The 24,309-nt window shown below is 57.9% G+C and carries 21 protein-coding genes; 20 read left to right on the top strand and 1 reads right to left on the bottom strand.

All coding sequences use genetic code 11. The features are described 5' to 3' along the window. The first annotated feature begins 5 nt into the window (after window positions 1-5). From PTZ19_RS03090 to PTZ19_RS03055, 8 genes are all read left to right on the top strand, one after another. The gene (locus PTZ19_RS03090; protein ID WP_276352315.1) at window positions 6-3,107 is read left to right on the top strand and encodes an efflux RND transporter permease subunit; all 3,102 of its coding nucleotides are present in this window, start codon (window positions 6-8) and stop codon (window positions 3,105-3,107) included. Window positions 3,108-3,129: 22 nt separating this feature from the next. Then, window positions 3,130-4,431, top strand: a complete 1,302-nt coding sequence (locus PTZ19_RS03085) for a bifunctional DedA family/phosphatase PAP2 family protein (protein WP_276352314.1) — start codon at window positions 3,130-3,132, stop codon at window positions 4,429-4,431. A 6-nt stretch (window positions 4,432-4,437) separates the two neighbouring features. Continuing rightward, window positions 4,438-4,965: an RNA polymerase sigma factor gene (locus PTZ19_RS03080; protein WP_276352313.1), complete on the top strand. Its 528-nt coding sequence runs from the start codon at window positions 4,438-4,440 to the stop codon at window positions 4,963-4,965. Then, window positions 4,962-5,447, top strand: a complete 486-nt coding sequence (locus PTZ19_RS03075; RefSeq protein WP_276352312.1) for an anti-sigma factor family protein — start codon at window positions 4,962-4,964, stop codon at window positions 5,445-5,447. The genes PTZ19_RS03080 and PTZ19_RS03075 overlap by 4 nt, the downstream gene beginning before the upstream one ends. Window positions 5,448-5,495: 48 nt before the next feature. Then, entirely contained in the window at window positions 5,496-6,326 is an 831-nt protein-coding gene (locus tag PTZ19_RS03070) for a hypothetical protein (protein ID WP_276352311.1), read from the top strand. Window positions 6,327-6,539: 213 nt separating this feature from the next. Continuing rightward, complete coding sequence (locus PTZ19_RS03065) at window positions 6,540-7,739, top strand: MFS transporter (RefSeq protein ID WP_276352310.1); 1,200 nt, start codon at window positions 6,540-6,542, stop codon at window positions 7,737-7,739. A 93-nt stretch (window positions 7,740-7,832) separates the two neighbouring features. Beyond that, the gene (locus PTZ19_RS03060; RefSeq protein WP_276352309.1) at window positions 7,833-8,180 is read left to right on the top strand and encodes a YciI family protein; all 348 of its coding nucleotides are present in this window, start codon (window positions 7,833-7,835) and stop codon (window positions 8,178-8,180) included. 2 nt (window positions 8,181-8,182) lie between these two features. Beyond that, window positions 8,183-9,415 carry an RNA polymerase sigma factor gene (locus PTZ19_RS03055; protein ID WP_276352308.1) on the top strand — a complete coding sequence of 411 codons (1,233 nt, stop codon included), beginning with the start codon at window positions 8,183-8,185 and terminating at the stop codon, window positions 9,413-9,415. A gap of 3 nt (window positions 9,416-9,418) precedes the next feature. On the opposite strand, the gene PTZ19_RS03050 is transcribed toward PTZ19_RS03055, so the two are convergent. Then, the gene (locus PTZ19_RS03050) at window positions 9,419-9,754 is read right to left on the bottom strand and encodes a YmaF family protein (RefSeq protein ID WP_276352307.1); all 336 of its coding nucleotides are present in this window, start codon (window positions 9,752-9,754) and stop codon (window positions 9,419-9,421) included. Between the two features lie 316 nt (window positions 9,755-10,070). Between PTZ19_RS03050 and PTZ19_RS03045 the strand changes: the two genes are divergently transcribed. From PTZ19_RS03045 to PTZ19_RS02990, 12 genes are all read left to right on the top strand, one after another. Further along, window positions 10,071-10,724 (top strand): FusB/FusC family EF-G-binding protein, encoded by a 654-nt coding sequence (locus PTZ19_RS03045; RefSeq protein ID WP_276352306.1) that lies wholly within the window; start codon window positions 10,071-10,073, stop codon window positions 10,722-10,724. 125 nt (window positions 10,725-10,849) lie between these two features. After that, complete coding sequence (locus tag PTZ19_RS03040) at window positions 10,850-11,647, top strand: Nif3-like dinuclear metal center hexameric protein (protein ID WP_276352305.1); 798 nt, start codon at window positions 10,850-10,852, stop codon at window positions 11,645-11,647. Window positions 11,648-11,698: 51 nt separating this feature from the next. Continuing rightward, window positions 11,699-12,337 (top strand): L-fuculose-phosphate aldolase, encoded by a 639-nt coding sequence (locus PTZ19_RS03035; RefSeq protein WP_276352304.1) that lies wholly within the window; start codon window positions 11,699-11,701, stop codon window positions 12,335-12,337. Between the two features lie 26 nt (window positions 12,338-12,363). Further along, window positions 12,364-14,400 (top strand): LuxR C-terminal-related transcriptional regulator, encoded by a 2,037-nt coding sequence (locus tag PTZ19_RS03030; RefSeq protein ID WP_276352303.1) that lies wholly within the window; start codon window positions 12,364-12,366, stop codon window positions 14,398-14,400. 98 nt (window positions 14,401-14,498) lie between these two features. Then, window positions 14,499-15,239 (top strand): hypothetical protein, encoded by a 741-nt coding sequence (locus PTZ19_RS03025; RefSeq protein WP_276352302.1) that lies wholly within the window; start codon window positions 14,499-14,501, stop codon window positions 15,237-15,239. After that, on the top strand, window positions 15,236-16,948 hold the full coding sequence (locus PTZ19_RS03020; protein WP_276352301.1) for an S-layer homology domain-containing protein: 1,713 nt from the start codon (window positions 15,236-15,238) through the stop codon (window positions 16,946-16,948). Before PTZ19_RS03025 ends, PTZ19_RS03020 begins: the two co-directional genes overlap by 4 nt. Window positions 16,949-17,110: 162 nt before the next feature. Next, window positions 17,111-17,956: an NAD-dependent epimerase/dehydratase family protein gene (locus PTZ19_RS03015; protein ID WP_276352300.1), complete on the top strand. Its 846-nt coding sequence runs from the start codon at window positions 17,111-17,113 to the stop codon at window positions 17,954-17,956. Window positions 17,957-18,005: 49 nt separating this feature from the next. After that, window positions 18,006-18,905 (top strand): DMT family transporter, encoded by a 900-nt coding sequence (locus PTZ19_RS03010; protein WP_276352299.1) that lies wholly within the window; start codon window positions 18,006-18,008, stop codon window positions 18,903-18,905. Window positions 18,906-18,994: 89 nt separating this feature from the next. Further along, on the top strand, window positions 18,995-19,159 hold the full coding sequence (locus PTZ19_RS03005; protein WP_276352298.1) for a hypothetical protein: 165 nt from the start codon (window positions 18,995-18,997) through the stop codon (window positions 19,157-19,159). 92 nt (window positions 19,160-19,251) lie between these two features. Further along, window positions 19,252-22,497: an efflux RND transporter permease subunit gene (locus tag PTZ19_RS03000; RefSeq protein WP_276352297.1), complete on the top strand. Its 3,246-nt coding sequence runs from the start codon at window positions 19,252-19,254 to the stop codon at window positions 22,495-22,497. 321 nt (window positions 22,498-22,818) lie between these two features. Beyond that, a complete protein-coding gene (locus PTZ19_RS02995) occupies window positions 22,819-23,652 on the top strand; it encodes a DUF2971 domain-containing protein (RefSeq protein ID WP_276352296.1) in 834 nt (277 codons plus the stop codon). 143 nt (window positions 23,653-23,795) lie between these two features. After that, entirely contained in the window at window positions 23,796-24,278 is a 483-nt protein-coding gene (locus tag PTZ19_RS02990) for a hypothetical protein (protein ID WP_276352295.1), read from the top strand. Window positions 24,279-24,309: the final 31 nt, after the last annotated feature.

Raw genomic sequence — 24,309 nt, 5'->3', positions numbered from 1 at the left:
CGAACATGAACAAATGGATCGAAACCGTCATGCAGCGAGCCGCCGTCCTCATCGTCATTTTGGTCATGATCCTGGCTTGGGGCGTTTACGCCGCCGTCCAAATGAAGCGAGACTATCTCCCCGGCATCGACAATACGACGCTCATGGTTTCGTTGCGGGCCTCGTCCCTGCAGGCGGACCAAATTCAAAGGGACGTCGCGGCGCCTCTCGAAGACGCGATCCGCGCGACGGACGGAATCGCCGACATCGAGACGACGTCGTACGACGGCGGGCTGCTGATGAACCTGTATTACCCGATGGACTTCGATATGGCCAAAGCGGAGAACCAAATCAAGCAAGCGGTCTCCGAAGCGGGCTTGCCGACGGGCGTCAATCCGCCTTCGGTTACGCGCCTGACCAGCAGCTCTTTTCCCATCTTAAGTTACAGTTTGACATCGAACGGCAACCGAGTCGACGATGTCGCCTTGCAATCCACGGTTCAGGCGGAGATCGTCCGGCAATTGAAAAGCGTGCCCGGCGTCTCCGACGTCCAGACCGTTGGGGGAGCGAAGAGCGGGTACGTCGTTACGCTCCGCAATCCGGATCTGGCGAAATACGGCTTGACCGTGGACGATTTCAACAAATCCGTCGCGGCGTCGCTTCCCGTCCTTCAAGGCTATGCCGCGAACGTGAAAGCTTCCTTGCCGATCCGGATCGTCGGATGGGATTCGAGCGAAGAACGATTGAAAAGCTTGCCGATCCGGAATTCGAAAGGGGACAGCGTGCCGCTAACGGCGGTCGCGGATCTCGGGAAGTCGCTGAATGACGTCAAAACGGTCGCCCGGACGGACGGAAAAGCGAGCGTGCTGATCCAAGTCGTCAAATCGCCGTCCGCCAACATCACGACCGTAGCCCGTCAAGTGAAGGACCGCGTGGCCGGCCTCTCGGCCGTCGAAAACGGAGACGTCTCCATGAACCTTCTGCTGGACCGGGCGTTTGAGTTGAACGCTTCGCTGCTCGGTCTCGTTCGCGAAGGGATCTTGGGCTGCCTGTTCTCCATGCTGTGCGTGCTGTTCTTCTTCCGGGACGTCCGTTCTACCTTGCTGATCGCCGTATCTTTGCCGATCTCCTTGCTGGCCGCTACGGCCGTCCTAAAATCGATGGGCGTCTCGCTGAACATTTTGACCGTGTCCGGCTTGATCGTCGCCATGGGACGCATCGTGGACGATGCCATCGTCATCATGGACAATATGTACCGGAGAGTGCAAGAGCGGACAGGCGAGCCTCGGCTGCGGGTACTCGCTTCTTCCGCTGCGGAAATGCTTCCGGCCATTCTCGGATCGACAGCCACGACGATTGCCGTCTATGCGCCGATTGCCTTGGTCGGCGGAATCGTCGGGGCTTCGTATTCCGGATTCGCTTGGTCCGTCGTCATTGCGCTCGCCGTCTCCTTCCTGACGGCGATGCTCGTCATTCCGACGTTGGCGTATAGGGGTTGGAGAGAACCGAAAGGCAAGACGGTCACGCTGGAGCCCGTCATGAAGCCGTTGCTGTCCGCCGCGCTTCGGCACAAGAAGACGGCGGCCGCGATTTCCCTGATCGTGTTCCTCGCCGCCGCAGGATTCGCGACGCGGTTACCGTTCAATTTGCTGCCGGCTTCGGCGACGGGGCAGGCCGCGATCAAATTAGAACTGCCGCAAGGCAGTCCGCTGCCGGTCGTGGACCGGGAAGTCCGCAAGGTGGAAGCCGTGCTTCGAAGCGATCCGCGGGTCGCTTCGTTCTCCTCGACGTTCGGCTCCTCGTTCACGCCTCAGGCGGACGACGTGTTCGATCAAGGGGGCGGGTATATCCAGAAAGCGAACGTGGCCAACCTGTCGGTGGAGTTAAAAAACGAGAAAGAAGCGAATTCTTTTATTAGCTCCATGCAAAGCGCTTTGCCGGCTGTTTCGAAAATCGCCGTGATCACGGTGACGAACCAAAATATCGCCGGCGACGATTCGCAAATGAAAATCATGCTGAGCGGAGCGGATGCCCGTACGCTGGACGACGCGGCCCGGACGGTACGCACCGGCCTGTCCGGCATCCGGGGGCTGAGCGTAGACGGGAAAGCGGATTTGACGAACGGAAACCCGAAATACGATATCGTGATCGACGCGGACAAAGTTCGGAGCGCAGGCGTCTCCGAAGCGGATTTGAACCAAGTGCTGAACCGGTACTTGGCCAAGGCGAAGGATTTCGAGGTCCCGGCTGCAGCAGGGCCGATTCCGGTCGATGTCTATTTGGACAATGCGGGGTCCGGCCCGCAGGGCGGCGGCGAAGTGCCGGTCTATGCCCCCGAACGGCTGATGGCATCGCTGGGCGCCGAAACCTTTACGGGAACAAGCGGCGCGGTTTATCGATTCGACCAGCTGGCCGCGATCCGCACGAGCGACGCCGTGACCGCGATTCAAGAGCGGGACGGGCAGCCTTATGCCGTAGTCACCGCCCAAATCACCTCCGGCGACGTCAGCGGGGTGGCCAGAACGGTGCAAAACACTTTGAAAGGCCTCGTGTTGCCGGCCGGAGTGACGTATACCACGGGAGGCATCACGCAGCAGGTCGGGGAGATGGCCATGGAAATGACGATCGCCATTCTCGTGTCCATCGTACTCGTGCTGCTCATCGTCAGCTTCCTGTTCAAAGGCTGGAAGGCACCGCTGGCCGTCCTTCTCAGCATCCCGATGGCATTATCGGGCGTCGTGCTTGCCTTGTACGCGGACAGGGGACAGTGGAACCTGGCCGCGCTCGCCGGAGCGCTGATGTTGACCGGCATCGTCGTGACGAACGGGATCGTCATGATCGACAAAATCGAGCGCAATCGCAGGGAAGGGATGGACCTGCGCGAAGCCGTGTTCCAGGGAGCCTTGTCGAGGGTGAGGCCGATCTTCATGACCGCCGGAACGACTGTCCTAACCTTGCTGCCGCTCGCGCTTTCCCGCAGCTCGGACACGGTCGTCTCCCAAGTGCTCGGGATCGTGGTCATCGGAGGCATGGTGACCTCTACGCTGAACAGCTTCGCCGTTATCCCGATGCTCTATGAATGGATGCACGGCAAAAGCATGAAGACGGAGCAACGTTTGTCGATATAAAGAGATGAGAAGGGGCGAGGAGATGAACGTCTTCGATTTCACGGGATTATTTACCCATTTGCTGGAGCAATACGGGTATTGGGTTCTATTCCTCGCCTTGATGCTGGAGCTGATCGCGCTGCCGCTCCCCGGGGAGTTCATCATGACCTATGCCGGACTCATCGTATACCAGGGCCAACTGGATTGGCTGCTCAGCATTCTGGTGGCCGGCATCGGTTCCTGCATCGGAATGACGATCTCCTATGGGATCGGCTATCGGCTCGGCAAGCCTTTCTTCGAAAAATACGGATCCCGGTTCCACTTCGGACCGGAGAAGCTGAACAGCGTCTCCCGCTGGTACGGACGATACGGCAACAAGCTGCTGCTGGTCGCGTATTTCATTCCCGGCGTCCGCCATCTGACCGGCTTGTTCTCGGGCATCACCCGGCTGCCGTATCGCAAGTACGTCGGCTTCGCGTTTCCCGGCGCTTTCCTGTGGGTCAGTCTTTTTATTTCGCTCGGCCGGTTGCTCGGGCCGGAATGGGAGAAATACCACCATACCGTCAACCGGTATATGCTGCTCACGGGTTTGTTCACGCTGCTCGCCTATTTAACGGTATACTTGTATCGCAAGAAGAGAGAGACGCTGAAAACCGGACTGGTCCGTCTTTTGAACCTGGGGGTGGCCCGATACCGGTCGCTGGGCAGGGTGAGGCTGATCGTCGTATCCGCATTCGCCGTTTTCGTGGCTTTCTTCTCGTGGCTCATCGGCGTCGTGCAGGATTTCCTCGCGCAAGAATTCGGTTCGTTCGATGACATCACGGTCTATATCGTCCATCAGATCTTCGCTTCGGGTTGGACCGAACCCGCGATTCGGATCTCGGCGTTCGGAACGGCCGTCTACTTTGCGCCCGTCATTGCGGCAACCGGCCTATGGATCGCTTTGAGAGGGCAGGACAGACGACTGGAGCTGCTTCATTTGGTATTCATGGCGGCGGGCGGTTGGGCGCTGAATGCGGCGCTTCGGTACTCGTTTCACCGGATCGGTCCGGCGGGAGCGGCTTACGGCCCGACGTTTCCGAGCGACCATACGATGTTGGCTCTTGCGATTTACGGTTTCGCGGCTTATCTGCTGTTTCGCCATTATGGCAACTTTTTTTTCCGGTTTGCCGCCGTATCGGCCGTCGTGATCGTCTGCCTGATTCTCGGCATCAGCCGGGTCTACTCGAACGAAGAGTATCCCAGCGACGTAACGGCCGGTTATGCATTCGGCGGGGTGTGGCTCAGCTTGAACGTGATGCTGCTCGAAGCGTTCCGGATGATGCGCGGATTCAAAAAGGACTGATCGGCCATGGACGAGGAGTTGCACGGTTACGTCATGGAAGCGAGGCGCGGAAACCCGGATGCGTTCACGGAGCTCGTGCGCCGTTTTCAAGGCCCCGTCTTCCGATACGCGTACGGAATGCTCGGCGACCGGCAGGAAGCGGAGGATGCCGCCCAGGAAACGTTTATCAAAGCTTATCGCTCCTTGTCCGGGCTGGGGTCCGATTACGCTTTCGCTTCCTGGATCATGAAAATCGCGAACCATGCGTGCGTGGATCGCTTGAATCGGCGCAAAAAGGAACGCCAAGCGGTCAGAGACGTTCCGTCGGAAACCGCCGACAAGACCGACCGGAACGCCGAATGGCGAACGGCTTTGACCGAAGCGATGGAATCGTTGAGCGCCGAGCATCGGCAGGTAGTCCTTTTGCACGACGTTCAGGGTTACCGCTACGAGGAAATCGCGGACTTCCTGAGGATTCCGCTCGGTACCGTGAAATCCCGCCTGAACGCGGCTCGGCTGGCGCTGCGCAATGAATGGAAGAAGGGTGAGGCATGATGGAACATCCCGTGGAGTGGTTGTCCGCCTACTTGGATGACGAGATCGACGAGAAGACCCGAATACAGGTCCGCGATCACCTGGAGAGCTGCGAATCCTGCGCGGAAACGCTGCGGGAGTTAGCGGAGATCCAGGCGTTAACCGCCTCTTTCTACGGAGCGATCGAGCCGCCTCCAGAGCTGGAGCAATCCGTTCGCCAAGCGATCGGGCGAAAACTCCCGCCGCGTGCTTGGTTTCGCTCCGCGTTGGCGCTCGCCTTGGCGGACGCCGTATGTTTGGCCATGGTCTGGCAGTTGTTCGGCGGCCTGGTATGGATTCTGTGGAAATCGGCGTACAAAATTTCAATTGCCGCGGCGTATTTGGTTTCGGATGGGATCGGTTCATCTCCGTCTCTGTACGCATGGGCGGTCGGCTTGGCGCTGATCCTGATTTTCCTGTCCGGGATTTCCCTGCGGCGGTTGCTTCGATCGGAAACCGAGTAGCGGGGAGAGCTTGCCTACGCCAAACTCCCTATTTTAGGAGGAAGCCGCATGAGAAAGATTCCGGGGATGATACTGCTTGTCTGGATCGGATTGCTCTTCCTGCCCGCCGCGGTATCCGCCCAAAACGTATTCGGGCATCACGGCGCCCTCGTCCCGGAGAACCAAACGGTAAGGGACGTCGTCGCGATCGGGGGAGACGCCGATATCGCCGGAACGGTCGAAGGTTCGGTCGTCGTGTTCAACGGCGATCTCCGAATCCGTTCGACGGCCCATGTTCACGGCTTCGTTCTGTTGGTCGGAGGACAGCTTCGGCAAGATACGGGCGCGGAGCTTGACGACGATATCCTGACGATTTCATTCGATAATGCCACGCTGAACAGCTTGCTGATTGGTGGAGGTATGGTCGCCGGTATCGCGGCTTTGCAGCTGGCGGGCACGCTTCTCATGGTATTGGTCCCGCTCCTGATCCGTTCGCTGGCCTCGCGGAAGGCCGCGGCGTTTACGGATCGCTACCGAACCGCATCTTGGGGCCGGCTGCTGCTCATCGGCTTGCTGGCCGGCGTGATCCTGTTCGCGGTTTGCCTGCTGCTTCTGTTTACGGTCGTCGGCATCCCGCTCATCCTGGTCATTGCCGCGCTGGCGCTGGCGTCCATGGCGGCCGGGCTAACCGTGATGAGCCAGCTGCTGGGGGAACAAATTCAAGGCATGTTCGGCAGAGCGGAATGGACCCAGACGGCGGCGGGCGCATTCCTACTGGCTGCTTCGACCAATATTCCCGTGATCGGCGGGATCCTGTTGATCGTTCTCGCGGCGATTTCCCTGGGTATCGCGGTTACTTGGGGGGCCGGTTTACGCAAACGGAAAAAACGGAACGGTTAACGTCACGTTTATCGGTATCCGGATATCCTTTCCCATCGTATGCGAGCTTGCGACGCGCTTGCGGGCGTTTTATGCGAATTGGAAAAAACGTCGTATAATGGGATTGCGCCGTCGGGCGTTTGTCAAAGCGAGTCGGGTAATCGGAAAATCAATCGTCTGGCTGCGGCAAGGAAATCCGAAGTCCGAACGTCGCGGATCGGATACGGCAGGAGCGTGAAACGCAGCATGCATCGGCTCAAGGGCGGGCGAATGCCCTCCGCGATATGGATCATGGGCTGGGTCAGCTTGTTTACGGATTTGTCGGGTCAAATGATCATGCCGATCTTGCCGCTGTATATGACCACCGTACTGCATTTGCAGGTCGCGGAAGTCGGTATCGTCGAAGGCGTGGGGGAGAGCGTCGCGAGTCTGCTCAAGCTGTATTCCGGCCTGTTGACCGACCGGCTGGGCAAGCGGAAGCTGTTCATGGGCATCGGTTACGGGCTCTCGAACTTGGTCAAGCCTTTCTTCGCGATCAGCGGTACCTGGACCCAGGTGCTGCTCATTCGCTTCGCCGATCGATTCGGCAAAGGAATCCGCGTCTCGCCGAGGGATGCGCTCATCGCCGATTCCGCTTCTGAGGAAGAGAGAGGCAAAGCGTTCGGTTTCCGCAGGGCGATGGACGCGCTGGGCGCCGCGCTCGGCCCGTTGTGCGCGTTCGGCGTGCTGGCTTTCGCGGAGGGGAATTACCGGCTGGTGTTCTGGTTGTCCGCGGTGCCCGGAGGGCTCGCGATGATCCTGCTGGTCGTATTTCTGAAAGACAGGGGAAGCCGATCGCCGCGTGACCGCGTTATCGGGGGAGCCTCACGGGGAGTCCAGCGAATCGGAATCCGGCAATGGGACCGGCGTTTCGTCATGTTCACGTTGGTGTTCTCCCTGTTCACGGCCGCCAACTTTTCCGATGCGTTCTTGGCGCTGCAAGCCCAGCAGGTCGGGATGAAACCCGCCTTGATCCCGCTGGCGTATTTCGCGTTCAATCTGGTCAGCAGCGTTTCCTCCATGCCGGTGGGGGCGCTGTCGGACCGCATCGGCAGGCGGCCGGTGCTCATCACGGGCCTTTTCCTGTTCGCCGCGATTTATTTCGGATTCGGAATGGCCGACACGGTCGCATGGATTTGGATTCTGTTCGTGTTGTACGGGCTGTATTACGCCTTCACGGACGGGATCCAGAAAGCGTATATCGCCGATCTGGTCCCGGAGGGCCGCAGAGGGGCGGCGATGGGGACGTTCAACGCCTGCACCGGCATTGCGGCGCTGCCGGCCAGCATCTGGGCCGGGTTCGCCTGGCAGACGCTCGGCTCGGCGGCCGCGTTCGGGATCAGCGCCGGCGTCGCGGCCCTCGCGGCGCTTCTGATTCTCATCTTGAAAATTTAGCGGCGTTTGTCGAAATCGTCTCTTCTCATTCGTCTATAGGCCGAGTGAAACGTCCATCACTCCAAATTCGCAGGTAAGAAAGGGAGAGATCTCATGCAATTCACGCTTCTGTTCTACGAATCGCCGGAGGAATTCGCCAACCGGAAAGACCCGGAGAAACAGCAGGATTATTTGGCCGGGTGGTCCCATTACGTGAAAGCGCTGCGCGAGTCCGGCGTCGTGGTGGGTGGGTTCGGCTTGTTTCCGCCGGAGACCGCGGCTTCCTTGAAACGGAAAGACGGGGAACTGGTGGCGCAGGACGGTCCCGTCATCGAGACGAAGGAACAGCTCGGCGGCGTTTTCGTCATCGACGTGCCGGACGTCGATACGGCGCTGGAATGGGCTTCCCGCGGCCCGTCCTGTGCCGTGGAGGTTCGGCAAAACCTGCCGCCGATGAAGTGAACATGGAAACGATCGACGCATACTCCGAAGTGGAAAGAACCGCCCGGGAATCCTACGGGCGGTTGGTGGCGTATCTTGCCGCCAGGTGGCGGGATTTGGCGGCCGCGGAGGACGCGATGGGCGACGCGCTGCTCGCCGCGCTGGAAACTTGGCCTCGCCAAGGCATTCCGGCCAAGCCGGAATCCTGGCTGCTGACCGCGGCCAGCCGCCGGCTTGTCGATCGGGCCCGACATACCCGCATTGCCGCCGGAGCCGTTCCGGATCTGGTTGCGTTGTCCCAGGAGGCCCGGCATTGGTCTTCGAAGGGCAAATCGTTCCCGGACGAACGGTTGAACATGCTGTTTCTGTGCGCCCATCCGGAGATCGATCCGGCCTCGCGTACGCCTCTCATGCTGCAGACGGTGCTGGGGGTGAACGCGGAACGGATCGCTTCGGTTTTTCTCGTGAAACCCGCCGCGATGGGGCAGCGGCTCAGCCGCGCGAAAGCGAAAATCCGGGAGCAGCGCCTCAGCTTCGACTTGCCGGACGAAACGGAGCTGCCCGTACGGCTGAGTTCGGTGTTAGAAGCGATCTACGCGGCATACGGCAGCGGATGGGAGGAGACGGCGGGGGCAGATGCCCGGCGCAGGGGGTTGGCCGAAGAAGCGATCTTCCTGTGCCGTCTGATCGTCGCGGCGATGCCCGGCGAGCCCGAAGCGGCCGGCCTGCTGTCGCTCATGCTGCACGGCGAAGCGCGCCGCCCGGCCCGCCGCAACGAGCGGGGCGAATACGTGCCGATCCTGGAGCAGAATACGGCGTTATGGTCGAGGACGATGATGGAAGAAGCGGAACGCTGCTTGCGTCAGGCGGCCCGGACGGGACGCCTCGGGAGATTCCAATTGGAGGCGGCGATCCAATCCGTGCACGCGCAGCGCGCGGTCACCGGCCGCACGGAATGGGAGGAGATCGCGCTGTTGTACGAGGGATTGGCGCGTTTCGCCCCGACCGTCGGCGTCCGGGTCGGACAAGCCGCCGCCGTCGCCGAAGCCCGCGGAGCCGAACAGGGTTGGGCCCTGCTGGGGGCGCTCCCGCGGGAAGCGGTTCGGGGGTATCAGCCGTATTGGGCGACGGCCGGCCATTTGCTGAAACGGTTGGGACGCCTGCAGGAAGCCCGAGAGGCCTACAGCCTGGCGATCGGTCTCGCCGCCGATCCGTCCGTCCGGGAATTTCTGAAGCGGCAATCGGCTTCCGAATAACCTCTACTTCGTTCCGGGAGCCGGCATATCCACCCCTTGGACGCGATGGCGGTGCCCGTCGTCCGTCGTCGTGTAGAAATCATAGTAGTGCACGTGCATGCCGTTGCCGACGGGAATGGCCGGTCCCGAGTAGGCTTTATAGGCATGCTTGTGGCCGTTCTCGAAGACGACGAAGCCTTCCGTATAGTGGATATGGGAGCCGTCCGGCGTCGGGATTGCCGGAGACGTGACGTCAAGGCATTGATGGACGTGGCCGTCCGCGACCGATGTGTAATCGACGGACCCGTGGTTATGCTCCGGCACGAATCCCTGCACGAAGGAATCTTTCGATACCGCCATTTCCAAACACCTTCCTCGATCGGTTTTACCCCAATATATTCCGCCCGCTCCGAAATCCGAACCGCGCCGCCGAGGCTTGCGGTAACGAATGGCAATCGCTTATGATGGTTGGTAGAGAGAGGAGGTCGGTAGGGATGGCAAATCACATTGCCGGAAGACGAATCGGCTCATGCAAAGCCTGATATTGGGGCGACCCTTTGCATGAGGCGGCTGGCGTAACTTTCCCTGTCGCCCGAACAAGAGGAACTCGTTTCTAATAATGGGCTTTGCGCGCCTCGCCTTGCTTGAACGAATTCACTTGAAGGGGCTGCAAAGAATGAACCAACCATTCATTAGAAACCATCAATATAATCGAATCAAGAAGGCCGTCGGCCAGCTTCGGAACGCGATCCAAACCGTGTCCGACCCCAAAGTGATCCGGGCGGTCAGGGAGCAAACGGCCATCGCGGTATCGGAAGCGGTGCCGGATGCCGCGGAAGAACAGAAGCGGCTGCTCGCGGGCGCGGCCGATCTCGCGACGGCGGAAGATTGCCAGCGATTCGCGGATTCGTTGGAACCATACGTTGCCGATTTCGGCGCGCTTACGGACGAACAGCTGCGGAAGCTGTTCCCCAAGATCAAAAAGCTGAAGCTGCCGGATCGGTCCGGACTGGATTCCCGTTTCGTCACCTATCTCGGCTGGACCGATATCGCATCGAACCGCATGTTCCTGGTCTATCGGCTGGACGGTCGGTACGTCGGCGTAGAAGGAACGGTCACCCCGGCGAACAAGAAGAATACTTGCTTCCTGTGCAACCGGCACGAAGAAGTGGCGCTGTTCTCGGCCATCTCGAAGAAACGGCCTGCGGGCGCTTCGCCCGATTATTACCAGTCGTTCGGCAACTACTTGTGCCTGAACAGCGAAACGTGCAACCGCGGCATCACCGACGTCTCCGCGCTCGAGGCGTTCTTGCGGAACCTCATCGGATAGTTTGACTCGCCAGCACTCCTCGGAATGGTTTCGGGATTTCTTCACGCGGTTCCGCCCATTTCCCGGGGAGTGTTCTGTTGTCTCAAGAATTCTTGACTCCATGACGAAGAGGACGACGAATCCATATGAAAATCACCGTCCAAGATGTAATCCGGGAGTTGATCCAACCCGTCGGACCTTTGGAAAATACCGTGGATACGCTGAAATTCGGCGATCCCGCGGCCAAGGTGAACGGAATCGTCACGACGTTCATGCCGTCGCAGCGGGTGCTGGAGGAAGCCGCCGCTTGGGGCGCCAATCTGGTCATCGCCCACGAAGCGCCGTTCTATCATCATCGGGACGCGTTCGCGGAGACGCTGGAATCCGATCCGGTCGTTCGCGCGAAGCGGGGCTTCATCCAGGAGTCGGGCCTGGCTATTTTCCGGTTTCATGATTATTGGCATCGCTATCGACCGGACGGGATCATGGAAGGATTGATCGAGGCGTTGGGTTGGAGTGCCTATGCGATGGAGCATCTGCCGACCGCTTCGATCGCGGAGATTCCCCCCATGACCGCGCTGGAAGCAGCGGAACAGGCGAAAAAAAGGCTGGGGATCCGCTACGTTCGCTTCACGGGGAACCCGGACGCCATATGCCGCCGGGTCGGTTTAATGGCCGGTTATCGCGGCGGCGGAACGCACGCGATTCCTCTCATCGAGCAGTATCAACTGGATCTCGTCCTCTGCGGGGAAGGACCCGAATGGGAGACGCCGGAATATATCCGGGATGCCGCGCGCCAAGGACGGGGCAAAGCGCTGATTACGCTCGGCCATGCCGAAAGCGAGGCGGCGGGGATGAAGCTGCTGGCCGATCGGCTGCAGGCGCGCTATCCGGGATTGCCCGTGCGTTATATCGCGGAGGAACCGATATTCCGTATTTTGTAGAACGCAACCGTCACCTATTGCCACAAATCGACATGGGAGGCTGGACACGCCATGCTGTTGCAACAAGAGAGAGAACAGATCGCCGAATACGGAAGAAAGCTGATCGAGAGCGGGCTGACCCGGGGTTCGGGAGGCAATCTCAGCATCTACGACCCCGAAACGAATTTGGCGGCGATCAGCCCCAGCGGCATGGCCTACGACAAGATGATGCCGGAGGACGTGGTGGTGGTCGACTTGGAGGGAAAGACGGTCGACGGAACGCGCAAGCCTTCCAGCGAGCTGGACATGCACCTCGTGTTTTACCGCGGAAGAGCCGACATCCGGGCCGTCGTCCATACGCATTCTCCTTTTGCCTCGACGGTGGCGGCCCTGCAGATCGACCTTCCCGCGGCGAATTATTTGGTATCGCTGGCCGGGACGAACGTAAGATGCTCGGAATACGCGACCTTCGGCACGAAGGAGTTGGCCGACTCGGCGTTCGAGGGAATGCGCGACCGGAAAGCGGTGCTGCTTGCCAATCATGGGCTCCTGGCCGGAGGGAGCGATCTTGCCGACGCGTTCAACGTCGCCGAGACGATGGAATTTTGCGCCGAGGTGTTTTGCCGGGCGAAGAGCATGGGAGAACCGAAGATCATCCCCGAGGAGGAAATGAAGAAGTTGGTTAAGAAATTCGTCGGCTACGGGAGATAATCCCGGGCGAAAGGGGAGAGGACGCCGTGCCGGGAGAGGAAGGGCGGCGGAGCATCGCCGGCGAGATCGACCGGATGGAACACCAGGTTCTCGTCGGAAGGGACCGCGAAATCCGTTATTATCTCGATTGTCTGGAGGGCGGCGCGCCGGATACGAAAATTTTGAACCTCTACGGCACGGGCGGCGTCGGAAAAAGCTATTTGCTGGACGAATTCCGCAGGCACGCCGGGAAAGCCGGGATTCCTTTCCTGTACATCGACAGCCGGTCCATTCCCCGGATTCCCGCCGCGTTCTGCGATTACTTGCTGCGCTTGCTGCATCGGCCGATCCCGGCCGCCGAAACGGCTCGGATGGACGTTCGAGAACTCGCGGCCCGATGCGCGGATGAGCTTCAACTTGCCGCGGGCGGGCGGAAACTCGTGCTTGCCCTGGATACGTTCGAAGAGATCGGTGAAATGGAGCATTGGCTCCGCGAGCAGCTGCTCGTCCATTTCCATCCGGACATCCTGACGATTGTGTCCGGCCGGCTGCCGTTGCAGCGGGATTGGCTTTCTTCCCCGGCGTGGAGGCGGTTCATCGCCCGTCTGCCGCTCGGCGATTTGCCGTACGAAGCCGCCCATCGCTATATGACCGCATGCGGCATTCGGCACGAAGAGACGATCCGCGGCATTTGGGCGCAGACGAAAGGCCATCCCCTGACGATGTCCCTATTCGTCTCGCTTGCCCCGGGCCGGCTTCAGGACGGTCTTTTCGTTCCGGAGGATGACTATGGGATCTTCGCGCATGTGGCGACGAATTGGCTGAGGGAAGTCCCGGATCCCGAGACCCGCGAGCTGGTGGAGGCCGCGGCCGTCTCCCGGCATTTCAACCAGGAATCCCTGAGCTACATTCTGGAGAAGCCGGTATCGACGGAACGGTTCCGCCTGCTTACCGGATTTTCGATCGTCCGCAAAGGGGAACGGGGATGGCTGCTGCACGATTTGCTGAGGGATGCCATCGGCCGGGAGATGAGGGAACGCGTACCTGCCGCGTATGACCGGCTATGGAGGCGCTGCGTCCAACTCTCGTCCGTGCAGCTGCAAGCCTCGCTCCGAAGGAAAGCGGCCGCCCCGGAAATCACGGACTGGGTGTATTATATCGGGGACCGGCTGATCCGCACGATGTTTTACCTGCAATCGGTGAATTTCCGCTTGGAGCCGCTTCACCCTTCGAACCGTGACGAGGCCGAGCGGCATATCGAAAACCGCCTCCGGTTCGCCCAAGACATCCGCATTCCCTTCTCCGATCCCGACACGGACGCGTTTATCGAATACCGGATTTCCAAAGAAGACAGGGTCGCTGCCTTTCATCTCATCGATTTGCGTGAGTTGCACGAGTTGGATCCCCGTATCGTCAAGCTGATCCGCGACGAACAAGGCCGGATGCGCGGCTTGGCGGCAATCGTGCCGATCCATGAAGGCACGCTGCCCTATTTGCTGACCCGACCGCCGTATTCCGCCTATTTCTCGCGGTTGTCCGAGTCGAATCTCCGCGAATTCAGGACGCCGAGCGATTCCGCGGCCGGATATTTCGTCTCGTTCATCGACGTCGATTACGACGATCCCGCGATGCGGCAAGCGGCGGGCCTCTTGTTCATCTCCTACATGCTGGCCGCCCGGCTGGTCGTCACCACCGCGCCCGCGATTCCGTTTTTCCGCAACGTTTTCCAAAGTCTGGGTTTCGAGAAAGTGCAAGATGCGGTGCATTTCGACTATGACGGAGTGACGCCGACGCCTTATTACTTATTGGATACGAGAGGCAAGAAGCTGTCGGCTTATTTGAACCGCATGATTTCATCGTACGGTATCGGACTGGAAAAGGAGGGAAATGACGAACCGATCCATCTTTTGTCGAAACGCGAGCGGGACGTCTTGGAGCTGCTGGTCAAGGGCCGTACCAACTCGGAAATCGCCTCCGCGTTGATCCTGAGCGAGGCGACCGTCAAGAAGCACGTGTTCAACCTATTCCGCAAGCTGCAGGTCAAAAACCGGATCCAGCTCATGAATCGGTTCGGGAAACCTTGAATTACTCCTTTATTGCAACTTTCGGATAGTATCGGCCGGAATCCGCCGGATGGTACCCTTAAGGCGTCTGTATTTCCTTAAGGGAGAGTGATAGGGACGTGAAGTTTTGGAAGAAGAAGCCGTTTTTGATTATGATGATGGTTGCCGCAATGCTATGCAGTTCGCTCGGATCCGCCTACGCGGCGGCGAATTTGGATCCGATCAAAGCGTTTTTCAATAAAGGCGTCTCTTTCGTTCTGAACGGCGAGCGCTGGCAGCCGAAGGACGCATCCGGCAAAACGCTGAACGCGATCTACTATAACGGGACCAACTACTTGCCGGCCAGGGCGATCGCGGAAGCGCTCAAAATCCCGATCGATTTCGACGCCACGAACCAGATCATCTATATCGGCGGCAAACCCGGCGAGAAAACGCCGATTTTCGGGATGCCGATGGAGATCGACAACATTTACGCCGTTCTGACCAAGAACCCGGCGGAGACGCTCGTGAAGGATACGCAGTACAAGGAAGTCTTGAAGATCGACCAGTACGGCGATGCCGTATTCACGCTGGATCGCAAGTTCAAACGGCTGGTGTTGTACGCCGCCGTCGTGGATCCCGGAGAGCACGACGTGGAGTTCACTTCGTACAACGCGAGCGAACTGGCCGGGAATATGGCGGATGTCGCGCTGGAGACCCATACGGTCAGCCCGGACGACCCGGTGACGGAAATGGTCTTCAACGTGGAAGGTCTGGATAAAGTCCGGATCCATGTCCAGAGCCATAATCTGAATCCGTATATTTACGCGAGAATCCTGGATACGTCCTTCTTCGATAACGGGGAAACGCCGAGTCGATGAGGAAGCTCGGCCTGAGAGCGTGGATCGGGATGCTCGTCCTGCTGGCGGCGGCGGGCATCCTGTGGCCGGCAGGCAACGCAAATGCGGCGAAGATCACCCGCGCCAACGTGATCGACGTGGCTACGCAAGCGCCGGCTGCTTTCTTGATCGCGGGAAGGCTTTATTCCATCCGGTTCGAATCCGATAAAGCCTTCAGCACGTCGATCGAAAATCCGAAGTTGGAATCCTCGGTCGACGGCGGGGCCACGTGGATGAACGTTCCGTTGCCGAAGGAAGTGGGCGGATTTTGGGGTACGGGTTTCACGCTCCCCGTCGAACGGAAGGACGTATCCGTACTTTTGCGCTTCAGCATGTATTTCGATCCGATTGTCGGTTCCAAAACCTATTCCGAGAAGATTCTAGGCCCTTACAAAGTGTTGCAGCCTATGGAGATCTCCGATTTCACGGCGACGCCGAACGATGACGGTTCGGTTACGCTCCGGTGGAACGACAATACGAACATGGAATCGTTCTACCGGATGACCAGGGCCGGTCCGGACGGCGACAAGACGTTCGAAGTGCCGCCAGCGGCGAACAGCATGGGGCCGCTCAGTTATACGGATAAACAAACGAATACGTCGAAAAGCACGATATACGTGTATTCGCTGACGCCGATCATCGATCAATACGATCTGCCGAAGGATTTTTGGCTTGGAACCGTATGGGCGACGGCAAAAACGAAAGTGCCGATTTCGAAGCTGGATATTCTGCAAGATATTCCGCTCGTAGACCCGAAACTCCTTGAGCCGAAGGACGGGAACGGAATCGATCCCAACACCCCGATCCTTAACGTGGACGCGTTCAAATACTTGGATAAGTATCACGTGGATTTAGGCGATTTGGAAAAACCGGCGGTCAGCGGCGTCAAGCTGGACGTTACCGCGCTGGCGCTGAAGCCGGGGGAAAGCCGGATGCTCGTACCGACCGTAACGCCGGCCGACGCCGCCAATCGGAGCGTGGCTTGGAGCAGCGACAACGAGACAGTCGCCGAGGTGGACGCAACGGGCAAAGTGACGGCCAAATCGGCGGGGCTCGCGAAAATCGCCGTGAAGACGGAGGTCGGCCATTTCATCGCGTCTTGCGTGGTGACCGTGCTGGAAGATCCGCCCGTTCCGATGGAACCGGCTCCCGGTTTCCCGGACTTGGCGGGACACCCGGCGGAGAAGGAGATCGCCAAGGCGGTTGAGCTTGGGCTGGTATCGGGTTATCCGGACGGGACGTTCCGGCCGAATGGCGGGGTGACCCGGGCGGAGTTCGCCAGCATGCTGATGAGGGGCGTGAAGCCCTTGGACGACGGAGCGCCGCTAACCTTCACGGATAAGGACGATATCGGCGCTTGGGCCGTGAAGCCGGTCCAGCAGGCGGTGAAGCTGGGGATCATCGCCGGATACTCGGACGGCACGTTCCGGCCGAACGCGAGCATCAGCCATGCGGAAATGGTTTCCATGGTAGTGCGGGCATCCGGACTCCCGATCGGGGAAGCGAAGAAGACCGGCTTTGCGGATGACGCGGAGATCCCGAATTGGGTGAAACCTTCCGTTTCCAAAGCGGAGGAGACCGGCATCATTATCGTCGGCGGCATGCCGGACGGGAAATTCGCCCCGATGGCGAAGACGACGCGGGCGGAAGCCGCATCGGCCATCGTTCGCATGCTGGGACTTCCGAAGTAAGAGAATGGATGTGACATAATGATGATTATGTAAACTTGATCCGGCAGCCTGCGATTTGCGCAGGCTGTTTTTTATTTTCCGATCGCACTATAATGATAATGCTTGCACCAAGGATTTACCGCGTATACAGCGCATCGAGACAACACGGAGGGAGATTTCGAAATGGCAAAAGTCGTGGTCACGGGCGGCAGCGGCATGCTGGGACGCTGGGTCGTCCGGCATTTCGCGGAACAGGGTTACGAAGTGTTAAGCGTGGATACGCGCCAGCCGGATGAGGCGGTCTGTCCTTCGCTCATCGTGGATTTGGAGGATTTGGGCCAAACGTACGGAGCACTGGCGGGAGCCGACGCGGTCGTTCATATGGCGGCGATTCCGAGGGCGGGAATGGTTCCGCCGGAAGTCACGTTCCGCAACAACGTCATGTCGACGTATAACGTCCTGGAGGCGGCGGCCGGCCTCGGCATCCGCAAAGCGGTCATCGCGTCCAGCGAATCTTCCTACGGGATCTGCTTCGCGATCCATCCGTTCGGCCCGCAATACGTGCCGATGGACGAGGAGCATCCGCAGCTTCCGCAAGACAGCTACGGCTTGTCCAAAGTCGTGAACGAAGCGACGGCCGACATGTTCCATCGCCGGACGGGCATGCAGATCGTTTCGCTTCGCTTGGGCAACGTGATTCCGCCCGACTGGTACGAACGGTTTCCGTCCTTCATCCATAAGCCGGAAGAACGCGAACGCATTCTGTGGAGCTATATCGACACGCGGAACGCGGCGGAAGCGTGCCGGCTGGCGATCGAAGCCGAAGGCCTCGGTTCCGTCGCCTTGAACCTCGCCTCCGACGAGACGAGCATGGACATCCCGAGCCGGGAGCTGATGACCGCCCGTTATCCGCAAACGACCGATTTTCGCGCGCCCCTTAACGGATACGAGACGCTGCTGAACAACGAGAAGGCGAAGCGGCTGCTCGGCTGGCAGCCGAAGCACCGGTGGCGGGAAGAACTGAAATAAGAGTTGCCGATTCATAGAGACGAAGGACAAGAGGAGAACTCGGAGAGAGATGCCTGACCGTTCCGTCATAGGGAAGCTTTGGGGCGTGTCGCTGCTGTGGGGCTGCAATTTCGTAGCCAGCGCCTACATGCTGCGGGAGTTTTCGCCCATTCTGTTGTCGTTTGCCCGATTGGTTGTCATGTCGCTTTTCCTGCTGTCCGTGGCTGCGATCCATAAATCCCTTCGGAAACCGACGCCCCGGGAGTGGGGCCTGCTGCTGTTTGCCGGCATTTTCGGAACGTTGATCAACCAGCTGTTCTACTTCAAGGGACTGGAAGATTCGACGGCGGGCAACGCCTCGCTGATCGTGGCGCTGGCGCCGATCGCGACGACGCTGCTGTCGCGCGTGTTCCTGAAAGAAACCGTCACGCCGCTTAAGCTCGCCGGCGCGATCCTCGCGCTGATCGGTGTCGCCGGCATCGTGCTGTACGGAGGCAAGTCGTTCGGCGCGTCCGCAGGAGACGTCTATTTGCTGCTCGCCATGCTCGGGATGTCCGTCAGCCTGCTCTTCATCCGGCAGTTGACGAACGCGCTCTCCTCCTACGAGGTCACGATCTACTCGACGGTGATCGGCACGGTGCTGATGGCGCCGGCAGTCGGCGTCGAAGCTTTCCAAGGCAATTTCCACTGGAGCCATCATGTTCTGACTTGGGTGCTGCTCGTCGGCGTCGCCGTTATCGGCCAAGGCTTGGCGGGGTTCTGGTGGAATCAGGGGATCGCCGTCGTCGGTCCGTCTGCCAGCGCGATGTTCATGAACATTCCGCCGTTCATCGCCATCGTGGTCGGCTACCTCGTGCTTGGGGATCCGATTCGGGCCGCCCAGATCGGGGGAGGAATCCTGATCTTGGCCGGCGTCACCATCGCCAATCTCAAGCCCAAGCAACTCCGGAAAGCGGAGGTTGGAGCTTAAGCCGGTTCGGGTGCCGCGGCGGCGAATAAGCAGGGAGGAAATGGAACAAGCTACGATCGTACCATTCCTTCCCGGGAGGGCGACCCGCCATGACGACACCCGAGCCGACCCGACACGCTACCGGCGACCGGGTTCCGCGTTCCGGCGTATACGAGACGGTGACCGGACGCAAAATCAAGTACGACAAAGGGCAGATTTTCCAGGCGTGCCCCGATTCCGGGGAACCGACCGATTGGAAATCCTGCGACGTTTAAGGCAGGCAAGCGAAAGAACGGGGAGCGTTTTCCCGTTCTTTTTTTCGTTACGGGAGAGTGGACGCGATTCGGCAAACGAAAGGATGGAGAGCGTGAGAAGCATCATCAAGTTTTCGCTCGACAACAAATTCGCGCTTTGGATGATCACCTTCATCGTGACGGCCGCCGGGCTTTATTCCGGCCTGAACATGAAGCAGGAGAGCCTGCCTAACTTGTCGCTGCCTTATTTGTCCGTCACCACGATCGTTCCCGGCGCGGCGCCGGAAGGGGTCGTGGCCGACGTGACGGAACCGCTCGAACAGCGGCTCAAAAGCGTATCGTCGATCAAGAATATCACCTCCACGTCCATGGAAAGCGCCTCTAACATCATGCTGGAATTCGATTACGGCCAGGACATGGACAAAGCCGTTTCCGAGGTTCGGGAAGCGGCGGCGGACGTCAAGCTTCCGGAAGGAGCCCAGAGCCCGTCGATTTCGAAGTTTTCGGTCAATTCGTTCCCGGTGATCTCGATCAGCGTCAGCGACGCGAAGAATCAAAATCTGGAGGCGCTCACCCGCGTCGTGTCGGATGACCTCGTACCGGCTTTTCAAGGAATCGGGGGCGTGGCCTCCGTTCAGGTCGCCGGGCAGTTCGTGCAGGAAGTCCGGTTGACGTACGACCGTGCGAAGATGGCGGCGCTCGGACTGACCGAGGATACGGTCAAAGGCGTCATCCAGGGCTCGGCGGTCAAGGCTCCGCTCGGCTTGTTCGAAATCGGAAAGACGGAGAAGTCGGTCGTGGTGGACGGCAAAGTGACGACGCTGGACGATCTGAGAAACCTCGAGATTCCGATCGTTCCCTCGGCGGCCGGCCCAACCAACGCGCCTGGGGCGGCTGGAGCGGCTGCTCCAAGCGCGCCCGGGGCGACTGTGCCAGGTGCGTCCGGAGCGCCAGGTGTGACGGGGGCTGCGGGTGCAGCAGGTACGGCAGGGCAGCCGAATGCCGCGCCGTCCGCGCAACCGGCGGTTCCGCAGCCTTCGGCCGGCTTGCCGACCGTGAAGCTGAGCGACATCGCCGCGATCGAGCTGGCCGGCCAGGCCGAATCGATCTCCCGCACGAACGGCCGGGATTCGATCGGCATCCAGATCGTAAAGGACAACGACGCGAACACGGTGGATGTCGTCAACGCCGTGAAGGACCAGATTCGGTCCTTCGAACAGAAGTACGAAGGCTTGAAGCTCGACGTCATGTTCGACCAAGGGCAGCCGATCGAGAAATCGGTTCAGACGATGCTGGAAAAAGCGCTGTACGGCGCCGTGTTCGCCGTCATCGTCATCCTGCTGTTCCTGCGGAATCTGCGTACGACGCTCATCTCCATCGTGTCCATTCCGCTTTCGCTGATCATCGCTGTACTGTTGCTCCGCCAGTTCGACATCACGCTGAACATCATGACGCTGGGCGCGATGACGGTCGCGATCGGCCGGGTGGTCGACGATTCCATCGTCGTGATCGAGAACATTTACCGAAGATTGTCGCTTAAGGATGACCCGCTGAAAGGGAAAGCGCTGTTCATCGAAGCGACTCGGGAAATGGTCCTGCCGATCCTGTCTTCCACCATCGTGACGATCGCGGTGTTCCTGCCGCTTGGTCTCGTTACGGGTATGGTCGGCCAACTGTTCCTGCCCTTCGCGCTGACGATCGTGTTTGCGCTGTTGGCTTCGCTGGTCGTGGCCGTGACGATCGTGCCGATGCTTGCGCATCTTCTATTCCGTTCCGGAATTCCGGAACGCAAGCGACATAGCCGCGAGGAGAAACGCAGCGCGCTGTCCTCCGGCTATCGCTGGGTGCTGAACGGCGCGCTGAACCACAAAATCGTCACATTCGGCTTGGCCGTCGTGCTCCTGTTCGGCAGCTTCGCGCTGGTGCCGCTGATCGGTTCCAGCTTCCTGCCGGAAGAAGAGCAGAAAAACGCGATGATCACGTACACGCCGGAGCCGGGGGATCGCCTCGAGGACGTTGAGCAGCGCGCGCTTACGGTGGAGAAGGCGTTGCTCGAAGCGAAGGATCCCGATCTCGTGAACCTGCAGTATTCGATCGGCGGCTCCAATCCGCTGCAGCCCGGCAGTTCCAAATCGGGGTTATTCTTTTTGCAGTACAGGGACGAGACACAAAACTTCGAACGAAAGAAGGATGACTTGCTTGCCCGGTTGAAGGAAATCGTTCCGGTCGGAGAATGGGCCCCGATGGACATGGGAGCAGGGGGCGTCGGCGGCAGCAAATTCAGCCTGAGCATATACGGAGACAGCTTGGAGCAGATCAAGCCGGTCGCGGATGAAATCGCAAAACAGATGGCCGGAGAGAGCACGTTCCAAAACGTGAAAACGAGCTTGTCCAAAACGTACGGCCAATACACGATCGCGGTGGACCAAGCAAAGCTTAGCCGATATGGCCTCACCGCGGGTCAGATCGCGATGAAGCTGAGTCCCGCCCGCACGCGTCCCGTTTTGACCAAGGTGCAAGTCGATGAACAGGCTTATAACGTTTACGTGGAAACCGACACGACGGCTTATCAAACGATAACGGATATCGAAAATGAAACGATCGACTCGCCGCTCGGCATGAAGGTTCGAATCGGCGACGTCGCCCGGATCGAAGAAGGCACTTCTTCGAACAGCATCAACCGCGAAGGCGGGCGAATGGTCGTGACCGTCAACGGAGACGTCACGGTCAAAGACGTGGCAAAAGCTTCCTCCGATTTCTTGGACAAGGTGGACCGGATTCAAAAGCCGGCAGGCGTGGAAGTCAAGGCGGGCGGCGTCACCGAACAGATGAACGATACGTTTACCCAACTCGGCCTTGCGATGGCCGCGGCGATCGCGATCGTCTACCTGGTGCTCGTCCTGACGTTCGGCGGCGCGCTGAAGCCGTTCGCCGTCATGTTCTCCTTGCCGTTCGCGATTATCGGCGGTCTCGTCGCACTCTGGATTGCCGGCGAAACGCTTAGTGTATCGGCGTTGATGGGCGCCCTGATGCTGATCGGCATCGTCGTCACGAACGCGATCGTGCTGATCGACCGCGTCATTCATAAAGAACGGGAAGGAATGTCCACGCGCGAAGCGCTGCTGGAGGCCGGCGCCACCCGGCTCCGACCGATTCTCATGACCGCGCTCGCCACGATCGGCGCCTTGCTGCCTCTGGCATTCGGCCTTGAAGGAGCAGGCATCATTTCCCGCGGCCTCGGAGTGACGGTCATCGGAGGCCTGATTAGCTCCACGCTGCTGACCCTCGTGATCGTGCCGATCGTGTACGAGACGCTGTCGAAGTTGGGCAGGAAAAAGCAGGTGTATGAGGAGGCGTAAGGGAGGAGGAGCCGCTTCTTCGCAGGCGGCTTCTATTTCAATTGGGATGGCAGTATCGGAGCTAACGTCGATATTGTGAACGGTATTGCCTACAACGGGCATTCACCTAGTGGCAGTCAGTGATGGAGATTGGTGAATCGAAGTGTGATTTGTATCTCGACATCAAAAAGAGGAAAAAACAGGATATTTGCCGAATTCGTGATATAAGTAAGAAAGACTTTATCACGAACAACTTTCGCATTATATGTTTTATATCTCTGTAATACGAAACATATTCGCAGAAAAGCAGTTAGACGAAAGATTGGTATTGGGGGTGAAAATTTGTACAAACCTTTTCGCATAAATTTTAATGATCCTGATAAATATTTATATCACTATACTACACTTGATGTAGCCATTGATCATATTCTGTCATCAAATATGATGAGATTTAGTTCCTTTTTAAGAACGAATGATCCACGGGAATCAAAAATCTGGAGATTTTCATATGATATAAGTGGTTATAACAAGACTGAAATTCCAGATGTGGCGACAAAAATTCAACAAGAAATACAAGAAAGAATAAAGGTGGTTTGCTTTACAAGAGACGACCCTACGAAATTCATTAATGGAAGCTGTAAATTTTTCTATCGGGGATATTCTCATCCAAGGATGTGGGCACAGTATGGATTTAATCATTCTGGCGTTTGTTTGATATTTAATAAAAATATACTTAGAGTTTCAATCTATCACGATGTAAATCATATTGGTCAAATATATGAGGGACCTGTTCGTTATAGAGATCCAGACGGGAAAATGAAAGAGTACTCATTAAGTTGCAAGTTAATAGATAAGCTCGGAGAGGAAGATTTTATAAAACAATACTTTGAAAAAAACCACAAAGCTCTTTTCTTTACAAAACTTAAAGACTGGCAATCAGAACTAGAGTATCGCTGGGTATTACTTGGTAAAGATAGTTCGTATGAATACTTTTCTATAATTAGTGCTCTGGAAGGTATTGTTCTAGGGGCGGATTTTCCTGAAGAATATCTTCATTACATATTAGACATCTGTGCTGAGTCTAGCATTCCAGTAATTAAACTCGATTGGCACAATGGATATCCAACACCAATTACCTTTGAGGGTTACCCCAGGAAGCACCAATCCTTCGTCTAACACTGCATTCACGAGGGCCGGCATTCGCCGTCCCTCGGTCGCCCGAGGCATTTCGAGGAAACTTAATCAGGCGACACACCTGCACCACCTAACCGCATCGCGGCCGGACCCATTCGGGTCCTTAAGGTGGTGGGGCGTCGTGAATGCGGTTATCTGAAATTCGTGAGGAAAAGGAGAGAATTATGAAATCAAGAACTCAAATAATTTCGAAAAAGTCTTTTGATAAAGAACGGAGTACTCTAGAAATTAATGCAAATGAGAATAATGATAAAACGGGAACTAAGGTTACAATAAACCCGTCATTATTAATTCCTTATCTAACTTTACTAGGTTATGTGAACGGCTTTTTCTTTGAGGTTGGGTACAAGGCGCATTACCACTTGCCATATAAGTTTGTAGAACTGAATTTGTCAACGATACTTGCTCCAGCCACTCTAACAGTATCAATGTACCTCTTCATGATGGTAATTATTATTGTTCCGTCATTTATTATTTATCTTATTCTTTTCTGGATTAGATCCAAAATTAAAAGAAAGTACATACTTAAGAAAAAAGATTGTGTTTCAAATAATGATAAACTTTGGACAATTTTCGGAATGTTAATAATATTAATTAGGGCTTGCTGAACAATTGAAAAATGCAGTAGCAGCAAGGATT

This window comes from Cohnella caldifontis (assembly GCF_029360585.1).
GTDB classification, from domain to species: Bacteria; Bacillota; Bacilli; order Paenibacillales; family Paenibacillaceae; genus Cohnella; species Cohnella caldifontis.
The sequence above is the reverse complement of the archived record's forward strand: the minus strand, read 5'-3'. Positions and strand labels throughout refer to the sequence as shown.

Coding starts and splice junctions, on each gene's coding strand:
- PTZ19_RS03090 (WP_276352315.1), top strand. CDS start 6: ATGAACAAATGGATCGAAACCGTCATGCAGCGAGCCGCCGTCCTCATC.
- PTZ19_RS03015 (WP_276352300.1), top strand. CDS start 17,111: ATGGCAAAAGTCGTGGTCACGGGCGGCAGCGGCATGCTGGGACGCTGG.
- PTZ19_RS03080 (WP_276352313.1), top strand. CDS start 4,438: ATGGACGAGGAGTTGCACGGTTACGTCATGGAAGCGAGGCGCGGAAAC.
- PTZ19_RS03005 (WP_276352298.1), top strand. CDS start 18,995: ATGACGACACCCGAGCCGACCCGACACGCTACCGGCGACCGGGTTCCG.
- PTZ19_RS03075 (WP_276352312.1), top strand. CDS start 4,962: ATGATGGAACATCCCGTGGAGTGGTTGTCCGCCTACTTGGATGACGAG.
- PTZ19_RS03040 (WP_276352305.1), top strand. CDS start 10,850: ATGAAAATCACCGTCCAAGATGTAATCCGGGAGTTGATCCAACCCGTC.
- PTZ19_RS02990 (WP_276352295.1), top strand. CDS start 23,796: ATGCGGTTATCTGAAATTCGTGAGGAAAAGGAGAGAATTATGAAATCA.
- PTZ19_RS03085 (WP_276352314.1), top strand. CDS start 3,130: ATGAACGTCTTCGATTTCACGGGATTATTTACCCATTTGCTGGAGCAA.
- PTZ19_RS03020 (WP_276352301.1), top strand. CDS start 15,236: ATGAGGAAGCTCGGCCTGAGAGCGTGGATCGGGATGCTCGTCCTGCTG.
- PTZ19_RS03010 (WP_276352299.1), top strand. CDS start 18,006: ATGCCTGACCGTTCCGTCATAGGGAAGCTTTGGGGCGTGTCGCTGCTG.
- PTZ19_RS03035 (WP_276352304.1), top strand. CDS start 11,699: ATGCTGTTGCAACAAGAGAGAGAACAGATCGCCGAATACGGAAGAAAG.
- PTZ19_RS03055 (WP_276352308.1), top strand. CDS start 8,183: ATGGAAACGATCGACGCATACTCCGAAGTGGAAAGAACCGCCCGGGAA.
- PTZ19_RS03050 (WP_276352307.1), bottom strand. CDS start 9,754: ATGGCGGTATCGAAAGATTCCTTCGTGCAGGGATTCGTGCCGGAGCAT.
- PTZ19_RS03045 (WP_276352306.1), top strand. CDS start 10,071: ATGAACCAACCATTCATTAGAAACCATCAATATAATCGAATCAAGAAG.
- PTZ19_RS03060 (WP_276352309.1), top strand. CDS start 7,833: ATGCAATTCACGCTTCTGTTCTACGAATCGCCGGAGGAATTCGCCAAC.
- PTZ19_RS03070 (WP_276352311.1), top strand. CDS start 5,496: ATGAGAAAGATTCCGGGGATGATACTGCTTGTCTGGATCGGATTGCTC.